This window comes from Vibrio spartinae, from assembly GCF_024347135.1.
In the GTDB taxonomy this organism is placed as follows: Bacteria; Pseudomonadota; Gammaproteobacteria; order Enterobacterales; family Vibrionaceae; genus Vibrio; species Vibrio spartinae.
In genome coordinates, this window is the sequence record NZ_AP024907.1 from 2,450,548 (window position 1) to 2,467,569 (window position 17,022).

Sequence of the window (17,022 nt, forward strand, 5' to 3'; positions counted from 1 at the left end):
ATCCGAGCAGATGAGTTATATGACTGGTGGGCAGTCAAGCCTCTTGCCCACCGCGACAATTGGCTACTGTTGTCGGTCCTGCGCTGACAGCCTTAGCGAATCGCAACACCTCGCGAACAACAGAAATTCAGCGCCATAGCCAACAGCCAGCCACAGAGCAGCCCACCGGCATTTGCTGCCAAATCTAACCACTCGCCATAACGATTGACGTAAGGTTGAATCAGCTCAATCCCGCCACTGTAGGCAAGTAACGCCACACCAATCCATCCCCACCTCCGGGGCTGCCGGAACGCCACCGGAAACATTAAAGCGGCATAACCGATTAAATGTTGGGCCTTATCGGTACCCGGCACGGTCGGTAAAGTGGCAAGCGGCCACAATGACAAAACCGTGATAGAAACAAGGATCGACCCCATGATGATTAACCAATATGTTTTCACCCGTTGTAATAATGTGGTGATAAGAGACATGGACTTACTCTAAACTGACCTGAATGCAACATGGAGCTTATTCTCCGCGGAAGCCCGGACCAAGGCAAATATTTATTTTGGGTGGCCAAACGATTGCGTTATCGTTCACCTTCCCAAATTTTTTGGCAAAGGATTGAACCGCCATTTTCTACTGTTATAGTGCCCGCGAATGAACCAGACAAGGATCACAAAATGAATGCAAATACAGTAGAAATCATTGGTTACGCAGCATCATTGATGGTGGCGCTGTCATTTACGATGAAAGATATCATCAAGCTACGGATCGTCAATTGTATTGGCTGTCTGCTCTTCGTTACTTACGGTCTGATTATTGATTCATGGCCCGTAACACTGGCAAACCTGTTTATTACTGGCGCAAACATTTACTATCTGCGTAAAGCCCGCTCAGAAGCCGGTCAGGATCTAAGCAAAGCTTAAGCCCCCCCAATTTGATAAAACCGGCTGCAACGGACAGTGATGGGTGATGAGTGTCTTATTTCAGAGACATGACACAATGAAAACCCTATCCATGATTCAGGATGGTACAGTAAGTCCTTATTACAATCAGTTTACCCGGACTTATGTACAACAGAAATTTAACATTAGATCTTTTCAAAATCGTCTTGGCTTTGATGGTCATCGGTATCCACAGTAATTTTCTCAGTGAACTGACCACGGAAGGATACTATCTCATCACTGCTGGTATCTTCAGAATCGCGGTCCCGATTTTCTTTATTATCAATGGTTATTACTTCGTCTCAATCGTCTCCACAGACAAGTTACTCCTGTGGAGTAAAAGAGTCGCAATCCTCTATCTGTTCTGGACCATCTTCTATGCTTATTTCTGGATGAAACCGCTCACCCTGAATTTCATTGGTATGATGACCGTCGTCGAAACACTGATCGTCGGCTATCACCATCTATGGTATTTGGTTGGCATGCTCGGTGCAGGACTGATGACCTATGTGTTCAGAGAGCGAACCCGAACGGGCGCACAACTGGCACTACTCTGTTTTGTGCTTGGGGTGATAGTGCAGTACATCGGCAATTACCATCTGATGTCTTCGACATTTGCCGATGAGCTTTTCAATATTGGTTTTACCCATCGCAATTTTTTATTGTTAGGCTTTCCATTCTTCTATATCGGTTTCTTCATCCGCAAACATCAACTATTTGCAAAAACACCGACCAGCACACTTCTCATCGCAGCACTGATCGGCATCGGGCTGTTACTGGGAGAGAGCTGGTATAATCTCAACCAACCCGCTCGTACCGGAGTATTTGACAACTATCTTTCATTGATATGGGCCTGCCCTGCATTATTCCTGCTGGCGATTCGTTCTCAGCGCACCACAACCAACAAGCATCTAGCGCATCTCTCTACGGCAATCTATTTGATTCACCCGTTCTGTTTGAGTGTGCTGATGAAAGTCCATCATTGGGAAAATACGCCCATGGCGATCGGATGTATGCTGCTATCACTAGCCTTCTCTTATGTACTGATACAGGTTTATAAACGGGTGGGTTATATTTTGTAATGACTAAATACGGCTCCCGGACCCCACATCTCTGTGGTGTCCGGTCTGTGAATCATATGTGTCAGTAAATAAACGGCACCAATTTTTTGGTTTTTGCTGCGTATTGACGGAAACCGTCACCATAACGATCAGCCAAATAACTATCGAGGGCCGGAATGTGCATCGCGACAAAAGAATAGCCCATGGCGAGCGGCAGGAATAATGTCCAGTAGTGACCAGTCAGCAAGCCCCAGCCGGAAAACAACACGACATCCCCGAAATAATTGATATGCATGGAATAACTGAATAGACCTTCCGTATAGATTTTTCCTTTGTTACTCAGATCCTTTTTCCACCATTTACGCTGAAGTTCAGAGTAAGTATTCAGGAACGATCCAAGTAGCAGCAAAAACGCGGCAAAAACATCCAGAGCGCTGAGTGGGATAATGTAGTCGCGAAATGCACCGCCCCCAACAACCAATAGCCCAATTTCAAAAAATGCCATAAAACAAATCAGCCCGAACACTTCGCTCCAATCGATCATCCGCTGCAAAATATACAAAACCGTCACCGTATGACGAATCCAATATAAAACAACACAGCCAAAAAGAATCTGAACCCTGATATCACCGGTGAGTGTCCACTTTTGTCCGATAAGCTGGCCGAGGGTCGAAAAACCATCATAAAAAGCAAGCCAGGCACACAAAGCAACTAACATAAAGTGTAAGCTAACAAAAGTAAGACGCTGGGTAACAGCACGACCATATTCCCGGTTGACGCCGCCGGATTTTGGCTTTTGTTTTACATGTTCCATTATTTTTCCTTCTGTGTCAGAACAAACATACTATAGTGTTTCACTTTGTGGTAATAAACGTTCTTTCAGCTCACGACCCTGCCGATAAACAATATAATTCAACAGCGCAATGACCATCAAACTCACCGTACTGATGATCAGTAAATTATTTTGTTCAGTACTCACCGCCCAATACAAGAATATTCCGGCGAGCCCTTGTGAAATTATCTCAGCCCCCCACCCGACATCTCTCCCATCAAGGACAATACCATTGTAATGACTTAACCAGAGAAATAATAACGACAACGCTGTAACAGGTAATACCGGGAAATCACCGAAATAACTCATCAGATAGCAAAACAAAATAAGTGTCACAAAAAACCGCACAACTGTTGTCAATTTTGTTCTTAAGGAAATATAGGGATCTCGCGGTTTAAACTGTGAACACGGAATTCTGACAACATCGCTATAAAAATTTCTTTTTTCAACACCTTTTGGTAACCATCCCGGTGATGCAAATACAGAACAGAATATTTCCCAAGGTGACCGGGAAAGCTGTATTTTTTTCCAGATAGTCTTGAGATAATAGCTATTGATCACCAACGGACTGAAACTTGGATAAGATTCCCGCACGCCATAAACGACAGGCTCCTCTTCAAGTTCACGCTGATAAGTCCCAAATAATTGATCCCAAACAACCAGAATCCCGCCGAAATTCTTATCAATATATTTCCCATTTCTTGCATGATGAACGCGATGTAATGAAGGTGTATTAAAAAATTTGTCCAACCACGGTGTTTTCTTCAATGACTCGGTATGAATACAAAATGCCCAGAACACCTGAATATAGCTAGCAACAAGGAATACCTCTAATGATATCCCCAAAAATGCCATGACAATGAAACTCATCCACATCGTCAGTTCGGTAAAATAACTGATTCGGATTGATACACCAAAGTTGAAATTCTCTGCGGTATGATGAACAAGATGATCGGTCCAGAACAATCCGATCATATGATGAATACGGTGATTCCAGTAGTAACAAAAATCATAGGCAACAAAGGCTAAAATATAAGTCAGTGGACTCGACTGATCCAACTCAAATAGTCTAAATTCCTTATAAGCATAAGAATAAGCTGTAACGACACCAAGTAATATAATAAATGAAAAACCTAAGTTACCCAATGCGATTGATGCATTGGTCAATGTATCATTAAAACGATAATTCTTATGCTTTTTCAGATAACTCAGAATTGATAAAACAAAGAGCGGCCCAAGATAAAACGGAAGTGTATACATCACTTCATCTGAAAAATTTAAATTCATACTCAATACCTTCTCGTAGCATAATCATCTTCCTGATGTGTTGAAAATGAATCAATAGCGATCATTTCTCTGCATTCCTTTCGTAACCAAAACGTTAAGGAAAGTGAACAAATGTTAACCAACTCAACTTGAATATGTAAATACACAATAATATTTTTTTTGAGCCAAACTTCACATACACACTAATAATAAAATTATCTACAAAACAAAAATGAAACAAAAATGAAGTGATTTTATAATTTGTTTGCAACATCCCCCAATTAAAATATCACAATGAAAATAATTTATTACAAAGCTATAAATTTATTTAAAGCATGCGATAAAAATAAGTATTTATTTCTGTAATCAGTGATATATTGACTTCTTTGTCACTATAACTTTCTTAATTATTCACTCAGAATACAAGTCATCATGCATTTGTACTCGATGCTTAATGACTGATGTTGAAGAGAGTACACGGAGAAAAATTATGAAATTAAAAACGCTGCTTACATTTAGTTTAGTTGGTATCGCTGCCGGCATGGTCGCTCCGGCTAAAGCCGACACCGTATGCAGAACCCCCAATATTGTCTGCTCAGGCAAAACCACTCCCGGAAATACTAACTGGCAACAATATGACTACAAAAATAATTCCGGCATCTACGTCGATATTGATACTTCTGCATGTGAAATGAATTCAATACCGACTTATATGACCTCAATGGATGGTACGGGCACACATTGGGAAACCACAGGTACGACCTCTATCTATGAGCCGACAGAAACAGGTTTTCGTGTATTTATCAGATATTCAGATTCCAGAACACTCACTCCAGCTGACGCAAATGGCTACCAGTGGTCAATCAATTGGATCGCTCTCAGCTCAGCGGATTGTCCGGAGTAATCTCCAAGTGGACATATCAATAAGTGGGAGGCCATTGATTCCCTGAATTCTGACGCTCTTGAGCCACACCCTGATTCAGGAATCGACACTCCGTCACTGACCAAAAAGCAGGCGCTTCATGAAGCGCCTGTTTCAATAATATCGACTATAGATTCTGAACGCGCTTAATTCATCTCAAACTGTTGATCCAGCCAGTTAAATGCAGCGTCCTGCATGTCTGCGGTAAATATATGCCCTTTATTCGGCCAGATTTGGGTGTGGAGCTTATCTTCTGCCCCATTGGCTCGCCAGACACGATGTAATTTGTCGAATGCGTTTTGGACTGAGTCAACGGGAAACAACGGGTCCAATCCACCGGCAAAAACCAACATCGGCTTGGGTGCCGCAATCGCTGCAACATCCGGATAATCAAGGTAACGCGCCATATACGGGTGCAACATCGTAAACGCAGACTGGCCTTTCAACTGGTTATTTCCGGGCACCATCAAGCCTTTCATTGTTCCCATCCATGAATCCACAATACTGGCGGTAATGTCTGCCGATAACGCAGCCACTTGCCAAGAACGAAATGCGCCCATGGAGAAACCGACGGATGCCACCCGCGATTGATCAACTTGGGGTTGGCTCGCCAGAAACCTCGCGGCCCGCAAATCATCCAGTGCAATGATACCCGCAAACGAACTGCCTAAATTAAATAAGTTCGATGCCAGCGCCTGTTGTGAGTTGGTTCGAAACCCCGCTACGGAGCGATCCCCCCAGCCCAGTGCGTCGATGGATAAAACCACGTAGCCACGTTTTGCCAGTTCATCACCGGGAAAACGATCGGTAAAATAACGATGCGCCCATTCGCGCGATGAAGATAAACGGGCATCATCGCCCCAAGTTTCAATAAACTTCTCTTTACCGATATCAAACCGCGCACCGTGATCATGTAAAAATAACGCGGCAGGGAAAGGCCCGTCACCTTTAGGCGTTAACATCAATGCCAGCACACGGCTCTCATAACTGATATTGAATACGATCTTCTGGGCGATATAGCTGCCGCGATCAATCTGGTCAATCACCAGCGGATTAAACGGTGTATCATCTTGATAAGGTAAAATAATTTCCTGCGCCTTTGCCTTCGCAAGGCTGTGCCACAACTCCGGGCTGTAGCCATCGTGCCACGCAAGCTTGTAGGGCATACGCGACGCTTTTAATTTTTCATAAAATAGCGGAAAACTATTATCAGGCGAATTGATCGCTTGTGTGACGTAATCCGGTCCTGCCGGAGCATCATGGCTGTAAGTGCTATGCGCAAAAACAGCAGTGCTATGAGCCAATACGGCTGAGCTGGTCAGCGTGATCATGCTCGTGATAAGTATGGTTTTCATCAACTGATTCATTTGACTATCCTTAAGCAGAAAAAGAGCGCTAAACCACATACACTCAATTTATTGTAAATTGAAACAGTGTTTCATTTTACAATAAAATAAAGCAACGAGTGAGTTAGCAGGATCACAATCAGACGAATTACCCGTCATTCATCATCTTGCGATTGAGGACAAATAGAATCAGTTCCGCCATTCAATCACGCCAACGGAAAGCGCTCAGCCTTATCTGTCCGATGTTCTACACGCTCCCCGCCGTTTATCGATATGCGGTTTTGCCTATGCCATAGATAGATAGAATCGAATTTACTGAATGATAATAATTATCAATAATAACTTCAAAGCACATCATTAAGATTGGACACCCGATGAAAAAGACCATTAGTTTTGCAGCCATTCACTTTAGTATCGCGTTTACGGTCGCCTATATCTTGACCGGCGATGTGATTTTGGGGAGTTTAATTGCGATGTTAGAACCCATGATCAACACCGTGGCATTCTACTTCCATGAAAAAGCATGGTCTCAATATGCACCGCTACAACGTTATGCTTCCGCGCCCCATATTAAAACTGCCAGTTTTGCGGTGATCCATTTCAGTGTTGCCTTCAATGTGGCTTATCTATTGACCGGAAGCTGGCTGATCGGGGGTGTCATGGCGCTGATTGAGCCGAGCATCAATACCTGCGCCTATTACTTTCACGAGAAAATGTGGCAAGGAAAAGTACAACATCAACCCTGGCAGTGTGCTCACCACGGTACGGTAACGCCATCATCGTGACGTGCCACACGAGGGGTGATGTCTATCACAGAATCTGTTAATATATCGCTTATCTATCAAGTTGGCCGCAAGGCCAGCTTTTTTCATATTCACCACTCAATCTGGAATTCCCTGTGCTATCAACTGCAAACATCACCATGCAATTTGGCGATAAGCCATTATTTGAAAATATCTCCATTAAATTTGGTCACGGTAACCGTTACGGTCTTATCGGCGCGAACGGTTGCGGCAAATCCACCTTTATGAAAATTCTGAGTGATGAACTAGAACCTTCCGTCGGAAGTGTATCAATCGATCCCAATGAACGTATGGCAAAGTTGGGACAAGACCAGTTTGCATTTGAAGCGTTCTCCGTCATTGACACTGTGATTATGGGTCACAAAGAACTGTGGGAAGTCAAAGAAGAACGCGACCGTATCTATGCACTGCCTGAAATGTCAGATGAAGACGGAATGCGAGTCGGAGATCTGGAAACAGAATTTGCCGAAATGGATGGCTATTCAGCGGAAGCTCGTGCCGGAGAACTTTTACTTGGACTAGGCATCCCTGAAGCACAACACTTCGGGCTGATGAGTGAAATCGCCCCGGGCCTGAAATTACGGGTGTTGCTGGCACAGGTATTATTCGCCGAACCGGAAATCATGCTACTCGACGAACCGACCAACAACTTGGACATGCATACCATCTCTTGGTTAGAACAGACCCTGCTGGCTCGTAACTGTACCATGATCATCATCTCGCATGACCGCCACTTTCTGAATACCGTCTGTACCCATATGGCTGATCTGGACTATGGTGAACTGCGCTTGTTCCACGGTAACTACGATGAATACATGATTGCCGCAGAACAGTCCAGAGAGCGTCTTCATGCTGACAATGCCAAGAAAAAAGCACAAATCGCGGAATTACAGACCTTTGTCAGCCGCTTCTCTGCAAACGCATCAAAAGCTAAACAAGCAACATCACGCCAGAAGCAGCTTGAAAAAATTCAGCTTGAAGAGGTCAAACCTTCCAGCCGTCAATCTCCGTTTATTCGATTCGAGCAGGAAAAACCGCTGTTCCGCAATGCGCTCGAGGTCAACGCACTCAAACAGGGTTACGGCGACAATATTCTGTTTAATGATGTCGACCTGATGGTCGAAGTCGGTGAACGGATTGCCATTATCGGGGAAAACGGGATCGGTAAATCAACCCTGTTGAATACACTGGCAGATGCCATAGCCCCCATGTCCGGTGAGATCAAATGGTCTGAAAACAATAATATTGGTTTCTACGCGCAGGATCATGCCCACGAGTTCAGTGAAAACCTCAATTTAATGGACTGGATGGGACAGTGGAAAAAAGAAGGCGATGACGAGCAAACCGTGCGTAGTATTCTGGGGCGGATGCTCTTTTCACAAAATGATATTAAGAAATCAGTGAAGGTCATCTCGGGTGGAGAGCAAGGTCGCATGTTGTTTGGCAAGCTGATCATGCAAAAACCCAATATTTTGCTGATGGATGAACCGACCAACCACATGGATATGGAATCGATCGAAGCGCTGAACCTAGCACTCGAAAACTATCCGGGAACACTATTATTTGTCTCTCATGACCGTCAGTTTGTATCCTCAATCGCAACCCGCATTATCGAAATCACCAAAGATGGTGTCAATGATTTCCACGGTACTTACGATGAATATCTAGCGAAGCAAGGTCTGATCGGCTAATTAAACCCAGATCGGCTGAATACAGGAGACAACGGTGCATGAGTATCGTCAGTCTCCTGCTCAGTCGACGATTTTACACTGGAATCACCCGCACACTCGACTGCACTGTCCCGGCATAACCGCCACGGTCAACAACCACATGCCAATGCCCTGAATAAGGAACCAGCAATACACTCACCGTATCCGTCATATGGCCGCCATTATATTTGTAATTGCGACGTTTCTTGTATTTTTTAAAATTATCATCATCGAGTAGCAATACATTGGCAGTGTTATCTTTCAACGTCACTTCTATTTGTTGCCCTCGCTCACAAATATTAAGATCGTAATGGGTAAATTTCATTATCTCTCCAAAAAATACATATCCAAATCGACCTTATTGCCCGAAGATACATTTTTAATGCCTCGATCATATTGAATTTTTTAGCATAGATCACGGCATAAATAGATTACAAAATCATACCTATCGCACAGTCTGAAGTATCAATATTGTTTAACCTCTCTCGAAAAATTACAATTGATATGCAACCTAGTGATAAAAACTGACACTTGTTATTAGATTAATTTCATATTATACCAATTGTTTGCGGTTTCAATTCCATATAGAAAATAATAAAAAGGCAGATGGTCTGAGCGGATTTATTTTCAAAGAAGGGATTATATTTAAAAATGATTGCTTAAGCCCTAAAGACACTACAATTAAAACAACCGGGATTGCCGTTATGAATTTGTAGATAGTGCACTTGATCGTTTTTAAAATTATTGCGGATAACATCTTCCAAATCGGGGCCTTGCACTGTCTCAGCATGAACCATCATACTGTTCATATCATAAGCTCTCACCGATAATAATCGCGTCTGCAATATTTCAGGAATTTCGTTAATCGCCAATTCAACCATTGTTTTATTCGCCCGAACGAAAATAGGTCCTGTTGCGCGATAAGCCGATTTAACATCATGATACGGATAGTGAATTAAAAGAATTTTCTCACCGACCTCAGCTTCTTGCAGCGTCACTCGACAAGGATAACCCGGGGTTTCATCAGCAGTGAGCCAACAGCCATTCACCTTAGCCAGTTGTTCTGCGTTCATCTGTAAATACTGAGAAAAATATTTCTCATCAAGCGCTTTAATTATAAAATCGGTATTCATATTCAACTCCATTTAGCATTCATTAACATCCGTTACATGAGTCTTATCCAGTTAAAAGCGGCTTCAAGACCTTTATCGATTCCATTAGTGCGATCATTTTTCGTAAAAAATGAAGTGGTGATCGCCGGAGGAATACCAACTTGATCATAGTCCACCCGATCGGCTGATAAGGTCTTCATGTTCGATATACCAAAGCGAAACCCGTTAGGGAGCGTTTTACCTAAGCTGCCCGATAACATCCCCTGCGTTCTTTCACCAATCAATATGACTTGATCCGAAGCGCTGAGCATGAGTGCCGATAACTCAGCAGCGGATGCTGTCGTATTACTAATCAGAACAGAGACCGGCTTTCGATAACCCGGGAATTGTGGCTCAAGATAAATGTCATGCTCGGGCTCGAATCCAGCCCCGTCACGGGCGCTCTTGATATAGCCTAAGGTTTGGTGATCAACAAAATATTCGGCTAAAGCTCTTGCAAGATAAGCATAACCGCCGCCGTTAAAGCGCAGATCAATCACCATTCCATCGGTTAATGCAAAATCATCCATAACTTGGTTCATTGTCTGTCTGAACACAGCTAAAGTTTCGGCATGGTCATTGCCCGCGACAAAATCACTCCATCCATCAATATACAGGTAACCAATATTATCACTCTTTCCTTTTCCCCAGATAATATGCTCACCTAAACCACCCGACAGATTCAGTTGATTGGCAATAATAGATCGAATAAGCGCCCCATTATCATCAATATACTGTTGAATTGCTGCATTCTCAGATGCGGAGAAAGGAGCAACCAGGCCATTATCATCAATATATTCTTGCCGTAGCCTGTCGAATAAAACCGGTCGATCCTGCTGTCTGAACCGAGCCAGTTTATCCTGATCTAATACGTAAGCATGGCCATTCTGTAATGGACCAATCATTGATGACATCATATCGAAAAGTTGCTCTCGCGTTGAATCGTCAGAAACCTCACCAAGCACATTTTGTTTCATCAGTGTCCAGTCAATACCGGGCACATCTAAATTATAATAATATTGATCAAAAGTCTGGAGAAACATATTCAAGTTTCGGAGCGGATCGTTTTCCGCTGCATTGACAACACTCAGATTGGTGAGACAACTATTCGGTAATTCAGCATGTTTCACATATTTGATCGTGTAATCGTTTGGATAAGCATTCAAACCCGGATAAATATAGCTAACGAATTGATCACCCACTTGCTGATAACGTTTTTCAAATGTTTCCTTGCTGAGTGTTTCTTGATTTGTCAGTACACAGTAATCAGAAGTAAACTCATACTCGGTCACCGAATCAGACATAATTTTCAATGCAGACCCATAATTTTCTGATACCCAAATACTTGGTTCAATCGATTTATCATCATTCCTATTTTCATTTATCTTATGATTACAGCCGCTTAAAATAACCATTGATGCAACCACACTGATTTGTATTAATTGTTTCATTTACCACTCACCATTCAGTTATTAACCATGGTGAATAAGTTAATGGGTTTCACGCTTTATTTGTGTAGCAGCTTGTTGCTCAATTAAGACAAAAACAGACAAATAAAGTCATGACAATATTGAATAAAACTAAATTATCTTACATATTATTTTATGTGATAATTATCGAATTCAGATCTAAAATCACTATTTCTCAGGCCGCTCTATAATATGAATAGATTGGGTCTACTCAGATGACTGGTGTTCACGACTGAAATCACAATATAACCAGACCATACGATCTAAAAACCAGCTTTTCGCAAGGTAAGTAATCAGCACCGATAAAATACAGAGCTGTATATCGTACTGATAAACTCCCCACCCCGCCAATATCAGTCCGAGTGTCGACGTCAAATGCAGAATCATAAATAAGGGCAATTGATGCACTTTAGGCAGTGGTTCTTTGTCCCGGTTTAAATAAATTCGCTCTCCGAGCACGGACTGCGTTGCCCAGCTTTGTAACGAGAGCGGTTTCGGAAATAAGATCGGGTTTAAAAACATCCACACCAATGCCATCACCAAAATCAGAAGACTCAACCAACCATTCCACTCCCTTAATAAACCGGCAATGATAAAAAGCGGTAAGACGCTATATCGGGTCCAGACACTCCACGGATTGGCATGTCTGCCCCATCCGTTATCATCTAAATGGAATAGTGTCGCTAATTTACGTTCAAGGGTCATTTTCCACCTTCCTGTCAATTCATCATAAAATGGGTCACACCGACAAAAGCGGTGTGTTCTCTGTTAAGCAATCCTTACGTCCGACTTGGGAAAGTGAATGTAAATCGCGCGCCCCCCAAATCAGACCGTCCAGCACATACCGTACCTTGATGCCATTGTGCAATATGTTTGACAATCGCTAACCCAAGCCCATGCCCGGAAGCCGCATGACTTCGGGCATTATCCAGTTGTTCGAATGGCAAGAAAATCCGCTCCCAATCGCTTTCATCAATTCCGATACCATCGTCACACACGTCAATCACAAACATGTCTGTCTCACTGACAAATGATAAGCGCACCACCACGGTAGTCCGGGCATACTTACACGCATTGATGAATAAGTTACTGATCGCCCGTTTCATCGCAATCTGATCAATCAGTGCCAGCTTTCCGCTCGCTTCAGGCGCAATTTGCAACTGATAATGAATGTCCGGATAGAGTTGAACAACACTCGAACACTCATCATCAAGTAATTGTGCGAGATGATATTTAGCAAAGGAGAGTAATTGGCTGTCACCGCTGTAACGTGATAAGACCATGGTCTGGTTAATTAGACTATCCAAATCTTCAAGACTTTTAGAGATAGATTGTTGGTATTTTTCCTTTTCTCTGTCCGTCTTAGCATTCGCTAACATCTCAAACGCAAACCTGAGACGGTAAAGCGGTGTTCGCAGATCATGTGCGATTGCATTGGTGAGTGTTCTTTGCCCTTTTAACAATTGCTCAATCCGATCTGCCATGTGGTTAAACGCTTTCCCTAGGGTCGCCACCGTCGAAATCTTGTATACCAATGCCCGACTGTTCAAGTCACCACTACCAAATCGCGATGTTGCCGCCAACAAGTTTTTCAAATCCCGCCACAGCGGATAAGTCCAGAAAAACATCCCCGCAGAAATTGAGAGGACAAACACCAGAACCAGCACAATGATGACCGACGGATGAATTGAGGACATCGGAATTAAATTGGCTAACAGGAAAGACGCTCCGTCGCTCAGTCGGATATAAAATGTAATCTCATCGTTGAGATTCGTTCGCCAAAAAAAAGAATCGGTCGCGAGTTGGTTCTGTTCGGTTTGACTGATATTGATCTGATTTCTTGAAGCAATTTGTAAATCAAACGGAAAATAATTTGCCATGCTACGTAACAGTGCCGGCCAATGTTCTTGTTCAGTGGCTGCAAACTGTTCCTGAAGCAAATACACTGTTCCTTCCGCACCTCGGCGTATTTTTTCTTCTTCTGAAGAATCAACAAATATTTTCAGGATGAAATGGCTATTGCCAATCTTCTTAATCAAAAACTCAGGTTCTTCATTGAAAAAAATAATCTGATGCTGCTCAATTTCATCTCGTTTTAAGGTACCTAAATTAGTCTGATTAATATCAAGCAACTGCAACGCATAACCAAAATGTTGACTCAATTGCTCTATTTCATCAGGCCAAGTGTCGATCGGGATCGTATCAAGCCGGGACTCGATCAAAGTAAATGTCCCTTGATAGATCCGTTCATAGCGCTGCCCTTCGATATAATTATTAAATGATAATATTGGGTTCAAATCACTTGGATAGAGCAGAAAAAATAAGGGACCGAAGACCAGAATCCATAACCCTAAAAATGACTTTATCATCGAAGTTCACCATTGTTGAGTTATTCATAAAAACACAATTATCTCAAATCGTTAAAATTAAAAATCCATCCCTGAATTTCGCCTGCTCCTATTGGTATATCTAAATAGTATATTCATTTTTTTTCACTGACTGTGACGATTTGTGACACCGGCCCACCGTCAGCCAAACGCCGCTATTATGATGAACAATCCAATTCCGAAAATTACCCATAAAAAAGCCGGGATTAAATTCCCGGCTTTTACTGATCATTGATGATGTTGCTGGATAATGATTATCCGATATGAGTCAGACCACCCATATACTTGTGCAACATCTCAGGAATCGCAATACGTCCATCCGCTTGTTGATTATTTTCCAGAATCGCAACCATGGTTCGGCCAACGGCAAGGCCAGAACCATTCAGAGTATGGACCAACTCTGGTTTTTTCTCACCTTTGCGGCGGAAACGTGCTTGCATGCGACGTGCCTGAAAATCCCACATGTTTGAACACGATGAAATCTCACGATAAGTTTCCTGCGCAGGTACCCAGACTTCCAGATCGTAAGTCTTACGTGCCCCAAAACCCATATCTCCGGCACACAGAATCACTTTACGGTAAGGCAACTCTAATAACTGCAACACTCTTTCAGCATGACCCGTCAGTTCTTCCAATGCATTCATCGAATCTTCAGGGCGCGTGATCTGTACCAGCTCGACTTTATCAAACTGGTGCATCCGGATCAGCCCCCGGGTATCACGACCATAAGAGCCAGCTTCAGAACGGAAACACGGTGTATGTGCCGTCATTTTCAGTGGGAGTTCAGCCTCATCCAAAATTGAACCCCGGACTAAGTTTGTCAGAGGCACTTCCGCAGTCGGAATCAGTGACAAACGACGTGGCTCTTCATCATTGACCTTTTCAGCCAACGGCTCGGTATGAAACAGGTCTTTACCGAACTTAGGCAATTGCCCGGTACCATACAAAGTATCGGCATTCACCAGATATGGCACATACATTTCGGTATATCCATGCAGATCCGAGTGCAGGTCAAGCATAAACTGAGCAATCGCCCGGTGCAGGCGAGCGAACTGGCCTTTCATCACGATAAACCGGGCACCGGTGATTTTCGTCGCGCTGGCGAAATCCAGTCCGTCACCCATTTCACCTAAATCAACATGATCTTTGACTGCAAAATCGTATTGCTTCGGCTCACCCCAACGGGAAACTTCGACATTACTCTCTTCATCCAGCCCATCAGGTGCAGCATCATCAGGGATATTAGGCACAGATAACGCGATATCTTCCAGCTGTTTCTGCACCTGCTCCAATTCTGCTTTACGGGCATCTAAATCATTGCCCAGAGAACCGATTTTCTGTTTTACTGCTTCAGCACCTTCTTTATCACCCGCCGACATCAGTTGACCGATCTGTTTCGAAATGGAGTTGCGAGTGGATTGTAAATTTTCAACTTCGACTTGAATCGATTTACGCTGCTCTTCAAGTTGACGAATGGTCTCTACGTCGAGGGTAAATCCGCGACGCGCCAGTTTTATCGCTGTTTCATCCAGCTCTGTGCGAAGTAATTTAGAATCCAGCATTGCTAATCCTATGCTTAATGGGTTGTAAAAAGCGCTCTGTTCTGTACCAATCAGAGGTAACAGTACAAAACGTCATGAAAATTGACATGCCCAGAACCCTGACAGATAGCCTGACAGATAGCCCGAAGCAATTTGGGTATAAGAGATTAACGAAAAGTGGCTATTTTTCATAGCGCTTTCGTGTGCTTTTTGCGTCTAACTCAGCCAGATACTTGAGTTTCTCGTTGATTTTCCCTTCCAAGCCTCTTTCCGAAGGACGATAATAGCGAGTGCCAACCATTTCCGGCGGGAGATATCGCTCCCCGGCAGCATACGCACCCGGCTCGTCGTGAGCGTAACGGTATTCATCACCATAGCCCATTTCTTTCATCAATTTCGTCGGTGCATTGCGTAAGTGAAACGGCACTTCATATTCAGGTTCATCGCGGGCATCCGTCAACGCCTGCTTCCATGCCGTATACACAGCGTTACTTTTCGGCGCACACGCCAGATAAACCACCGCTTGGGCAATCGCCCTCTCACCTTCGGCCGGGCCGACACGCGTAAAACAGTCCCACGCAGACAAAGCGACCTGCATTGCCCTAGGATCGGCATTCCCAATATCCTCGGAAGCAATTGCCAGCAAACGACGTGCAATATATAACGGGTCACAGCCGGCAGCGATCATCCGTGCAGCCCAGTACAATGCGCCATCAGGGTTTGAACCACGAATTGACTTATGAACTGCTGAAATCAGGTCGTACCAAATGTCTCCCTTATTATCAAAACGGGCGACTTTTTCACCGGCGACTTCTGCCAACAAGGACAGATCGATAATTTTTTTGCCCGCCTCATCTTCATTGGCCATGTCATATAACAATTCCAGGTAGTTCAGCGCCATTCGCGCATCCCCCTGAACCAATTCAGCCAGACGGTCTAGAACCTGATCCTGAAAATCAGCCGCAATCCCACCAAATCCTCTCACTTCATCCGTCACAGCCTGTTGCAAGGCGTCGGCAATATCTTGTGTATTGAGAGAGGTCAGCTTATAAACCCGCGTCCGGGAGAGCAGTGCGTTATTGAGCTCAAATGAAGGATTCTCGGTTGTCGCACCGATAAAGGTGACCGTCCCGTCTTCAATATGGGGCAAAAAAGCATCCTGTTGCGATTTATTAAACCGATGCACTTCGTCCACAAACAGAATCGTACGAAAACCTGCCAGTTGATTTTCCCGGGCCCTTTCAATCGCAGCGCGAATATCTTTCACCCCGGAGGTCACCGCAGACACACGCTCAACACGTGCATTGGCATAGTTCCCTGCCAACTCCGCCAATGTCGTTTTACCGGTTCCCGGTGGGCCCCAGAGTATCATTGAGTGAAGATGACCGCTTTCCAGCGCCCTGCGCAACGGTTTTCCCGGACCCAAGATATGTTGCTGACCGATATATTGCTCGATCCGCTGTGGTCTCATCTTTGCTGCAAGCGGACGAAAATCCTCATCCCCAGAAAAATCCAAACTATAGTTATCCACAATGATGCTTATCCGTCATTCTTGAAGCGACTGTTTTTTAAACGATTGTTCTTTAGAAACAATGATTCTTTAGAAACA

16 protein-coding genes are annotated in these 17,022 nt (G+C 43.7%); 5 read left to right on the forward strand and 11 right to left on the reverse strand.

What is annotated here, in order from left to right; translation table 11 throughout:
* Positions 1 to 92: 92 nt before the first annotated feature.
* Complete coding sequence (locus OCU60_RS10705) at positions 93 to 470, reverse strand: VanZ family protein (protein ID WP_235862183.1); 378 nt, start codon at positions 468 to 470, stop codon at positions 93 to 95.
* A gap of 192 nt (positions 471 to 662) precedes the next feature.
* On the opposite strand from OCU60_RS10705, the gene OCU60_RS10710 reads away from it, so the two are divergent.
* The gene (locus tag OCU60_RS10710; RefSeq protein WP_074373527.1) at positions 663 to 908 is read left to right on the forward strand and encodes a YgjV family protein; all 246 of its coding nucleotides are present in this window, start codon (positions 663 to 665) and stop codon (positions 906 to 908) included.
* Positions 909 to 1,051: 143 nt separating this feature from the next.
* Positions 1,052 to 2,008: an acyltransferase family protein gene (locus OCU60_RS10715; protein ID WP_074373404.1), complete on the forward strand. Its 957-nt coding sequence runs from the start codon at positions 1,052 to 1,054 to the stop codon at positions 2,006 to 2,008.
* Positions 2,009 to 2,069: 61 nt separating this feature from the next.
* Here the strand turns inward: OCU60_RS10715 and OCU60_RS10720 are convergent, their stop codons facing one another.
* Both OCU60_RS10720 and OCU60_RS10725 read right to left on the reverse strand, forming a co-directional pair.
* Positions 2,070 to 2,801 carry a DUF1295 domain-containing protein gene (locus OCU60_RS10720; protein WP_074373403.1) on the reverse strand — a complete coding sequence of 244 codons (732 nt, stop codon included), beginning with the start codon at positions 2,799 to 2,801 and terminating at the stop codon, positions 2,070 to 2,072.
* Positions 2,802 to 2,831: 30 nt separating this feature from the next.
* Positions 2,832 to 4,106: a sterol desaturase family protein gene (locus OCU60_RS10725; RefSeq protein WP_074373402.1), complete on the reverse strand. Its 1,275-nt coding sequence runs from the start codon at positions 4,104 to 4,106 to the stop codon at positions 2,832 to 2,834.
* 469 nt (positions 4,107 to 4,575) lie between these two features.
* On the opposite strand from OCU60_RS10725, the gene OCU60_RS10730 reads away from it, so the two are divergent.
* A complete protein-coding gene (locus tag OCU60_RS10730; RefSeq protein WP_074373401.1) occupies positions 4,576 to 4,989 on the forward strand; it encodes a hypothetical protein in 414 nt (137 codons plus the stop codon).
* Positions 4,990 to 5,153: 164 nt separating this feature from the next.
* On the opposite strand, the gene OCU60_RS10735 is transcribed toward OCU60_RS10730, so the two are convergent.
* A complete protein-coding gene (locus OCU60_RS10735; RefSeq protein ID WP_205410499.1) occupies positions 5,154 to 6,374 on the reverse strand; it encodes a dienelactone hydrolase family protein in 1,221 nt (406 codons plus the stop codon).
* A 353-nt stretch (positions 6,375 to 6,727) separates the two neighbouring features.
* Here OCU60_RS10735 and OCU60_RS10740 point away from each other — a divergent pair, with 353 nt between their 5' ends.
* Both OCU60_RS10740 and OCU60_RS10745 read left to right on the forward strand, forming a co-directional pair.
* A complete protein-coding gene (locus tag OCU60_RS10740; RefSeq protein ID WP_074373400.1) occupies positions 6,728 to 7,138 on the forward strand; it encodes a DUF2061 domain-containing protein in 411 nt (136 codons plus the stop codon).
* Between the two features lie 113 nt (positions 7,139 to 7,251).
* Positions 7,252 to 8,847: an ABC-F family ATPase gene (locus OCU60_RS10745; protein ID WP_074373399.1), complete on the forward strand. Its 1,596-nt coding sequence runs from the start codon at positions 7,252 to 7,254 to the stop codon at positions 8,845 to 8,847.
* 73 nt (positions 8,848 to 8,920) lie between these two features.
* On the opposite strand, the gene OCU60_RS10750 is transcribed toward OCU60_RS10745, so the two are convergent.
* The 7 genes from OCU60_RS10750 to OCU60_RS10780 all read right to left on the reverse strand — a co-directional run bounded on the left by OCU60_RS10750 (position 8,921) and on the right by OCU60_RS10780 (position 16,944).
* On the reverse strand, positions 8,921 to 9,190 hold the full coding sequence (locus OCU60_RS10750; protein ID WP_074373398.1) for a DUF1883 domain-containing protein: 270 nt from the start codon (positions 9,188 to 9,190) through the stop codon (positions 8,921 to 8,923).
* 334 nt (positions 9,191 to 9,524) lie between these two features.
* Positions 9,525 to 9,998: a DUF1203 domain-containing protein gene (locus OCU60_RS10755; protein WP_074373526.1), complete on the reverse strand. Its 474-nt coding sequence runs from the start codon at positions 9,996 to 9,998 to the stop codon at positions 9,525 to 9,527.
* A gap of 32 nt (positions 9,999 to 10,030) precedes the next feature.
* Entirely contained in the window at positions 10,031 to 11,467 is a 1,437-nt protein-coding gene (locus tag OCU60_RS10760) for a S41 family peptidase (RefSeq protein ID WP_074373397.1), read from the reverse strand.
* A 225-nt stretch (positions 11,468 to 11,692) separates the two neighbouring features.
* Positions 11,693 to 12,190: a DUF6653 family protein gene (locus OCU60_RS10765; RefSeq protein ID WP_074373396.1), complete on the reverse strand. Its 498-nt coding sequence runs from the start codon at positions 12,188 to 12,190 to the stop codon at positions 11,693 to 11,695.
* Between the two features lie 74 nt (positions 12,191 to 12,264).
* Complete coding sequence (locus OCU60_RS10770; protein WP_074373395.1) at positions 12,265 to 13,854, reverse strand: ATP-binding protein; 1,590 nt, start codon at positions 13,852 to 13,854, stop codon at positions 12,265 to 12,267.
* 272 nt (positions 13,855 to 14,126) lie between these two features.
* Positions 14,127 to 15,434 (reverse strand): serine--tRNA ligase, encoded by a 1,308-nt coding sequence (gene serS / locus OCU60_RS10775; protein WP_074373394.1) that lies wholly within the window; start codon positions 15,432 to 15,434, stop codon positions 14,127 to 14,129.
* A 160-nt stretch (positions 15,435 to 15,594) separates the two neighbouring features.
* A complete protein-coding gene (locus tag OCU60_RS10780; protein WP_074373393.1) occupies positions 15,595 to 16,944 on the reverse strand; it encodes a replication-associated recombination protein A in 1,350 nt (449 codons plus the stop codon).
* Positions 16,945 to 17,022 lie beyond the last annotated feature (78 nt).

Bases quoted from the DNA above. Each gene is read 5' to 3' on its own strand.
- OCU60_RS10755 (WP_074373526.1), bottom strand. From the start codon at position 9,998: ATGAATACCGATTTTATAATTAAAGCGCTTGATGAGAAATATTTTTCT.
- OCU60_RS10735 (WP_205410499.1), bottom strand. From the start codon at position 6,374: ATGAATCAGTTGATGAAAACCATACTTATCACGAGCATGATCACGCTG.
- OCU60_RS10725 (WP_074373402.1), bottom strand. From the start codon at position 4,106: ATGAATTTAAATTTTTCAGATGAAGTGATGTATACACTTCCGTTTTAT.
- OCU60_RS10740 (WP_074373400.1), top strand. From the start codon at position 6,728: ATGAAAAAGACCATTAGTTTTGCAGCCATTCACTTTAGTATCGCGTTT.
- OCU60_RS10705 (WP_235862183.1), bottom strand. From the start codon at position 470: ATGTCTCTTATCACCACATTATTACAACGGGTGAAAACATATTGGTTA.
- OCU60_RS10750 (WP_074373398.1), bottom strand. From the start codon at position 9,190: ATGAAATTTACCCATTACGATCTTAATATTTGTGAGCGAGGGCAACAA.
- OCU60_RS10710 (WP_074373527.1), top strand. From the start codon at position 663: ATGAATGCAAATACAGTAGAAATCATTGGTTACGCAGCATCATTGATG.
- OCU60_RS10715 (WP_074373404.1), top strand. From the start codon at position 1,052: ATGTACAACAGAAATTTAACATTAGATCTTTTCAAAATCGTCTTGGCT.
- serS (WP_074373394.1), bottom strand. From the start codon at position 15,434: ATGCTGGATTCTAAATTACTTCGCACAGAGCTGGATGAAACAGCGATA.
- OCU60_RS10770 (WP_074373395.1), bottom strand. From the start codon at position 13,854: ATGATAAAGTCATTTTTAGGGTTATGGATTCTGGTCTTCGGTCCCTTA.
- OCU60_RS10720 (WP_074373403.1), bottom strand. From the start codon at position 2,801: ATGGAACATGTAAAACAAAAGCCAAAATCCGGCGGCGTCAACCGGGAA.
- OCU60_RS10765 (WP_074373396.1), bottom strand. From the start codon at position 12,190: ATGACCCTTGAACGTAAATTAGCGACACTATTCCATTTAGATGATAAC.
- OCU60_RS10730 (WP_074373401.1), top strand. From the start codon at position 4,576: ATGAAATTAAAAACGCTGCTTACATTTAGTTTAGTTGGTATCGCTGCC.
- OCU60_RS10760 (WP_074373397.1), bottom strand. From the start codon at position 11,467: ATGAAACAATTAATACAAATCAGTGTGGTTGCATCAATGGTTATTTTA.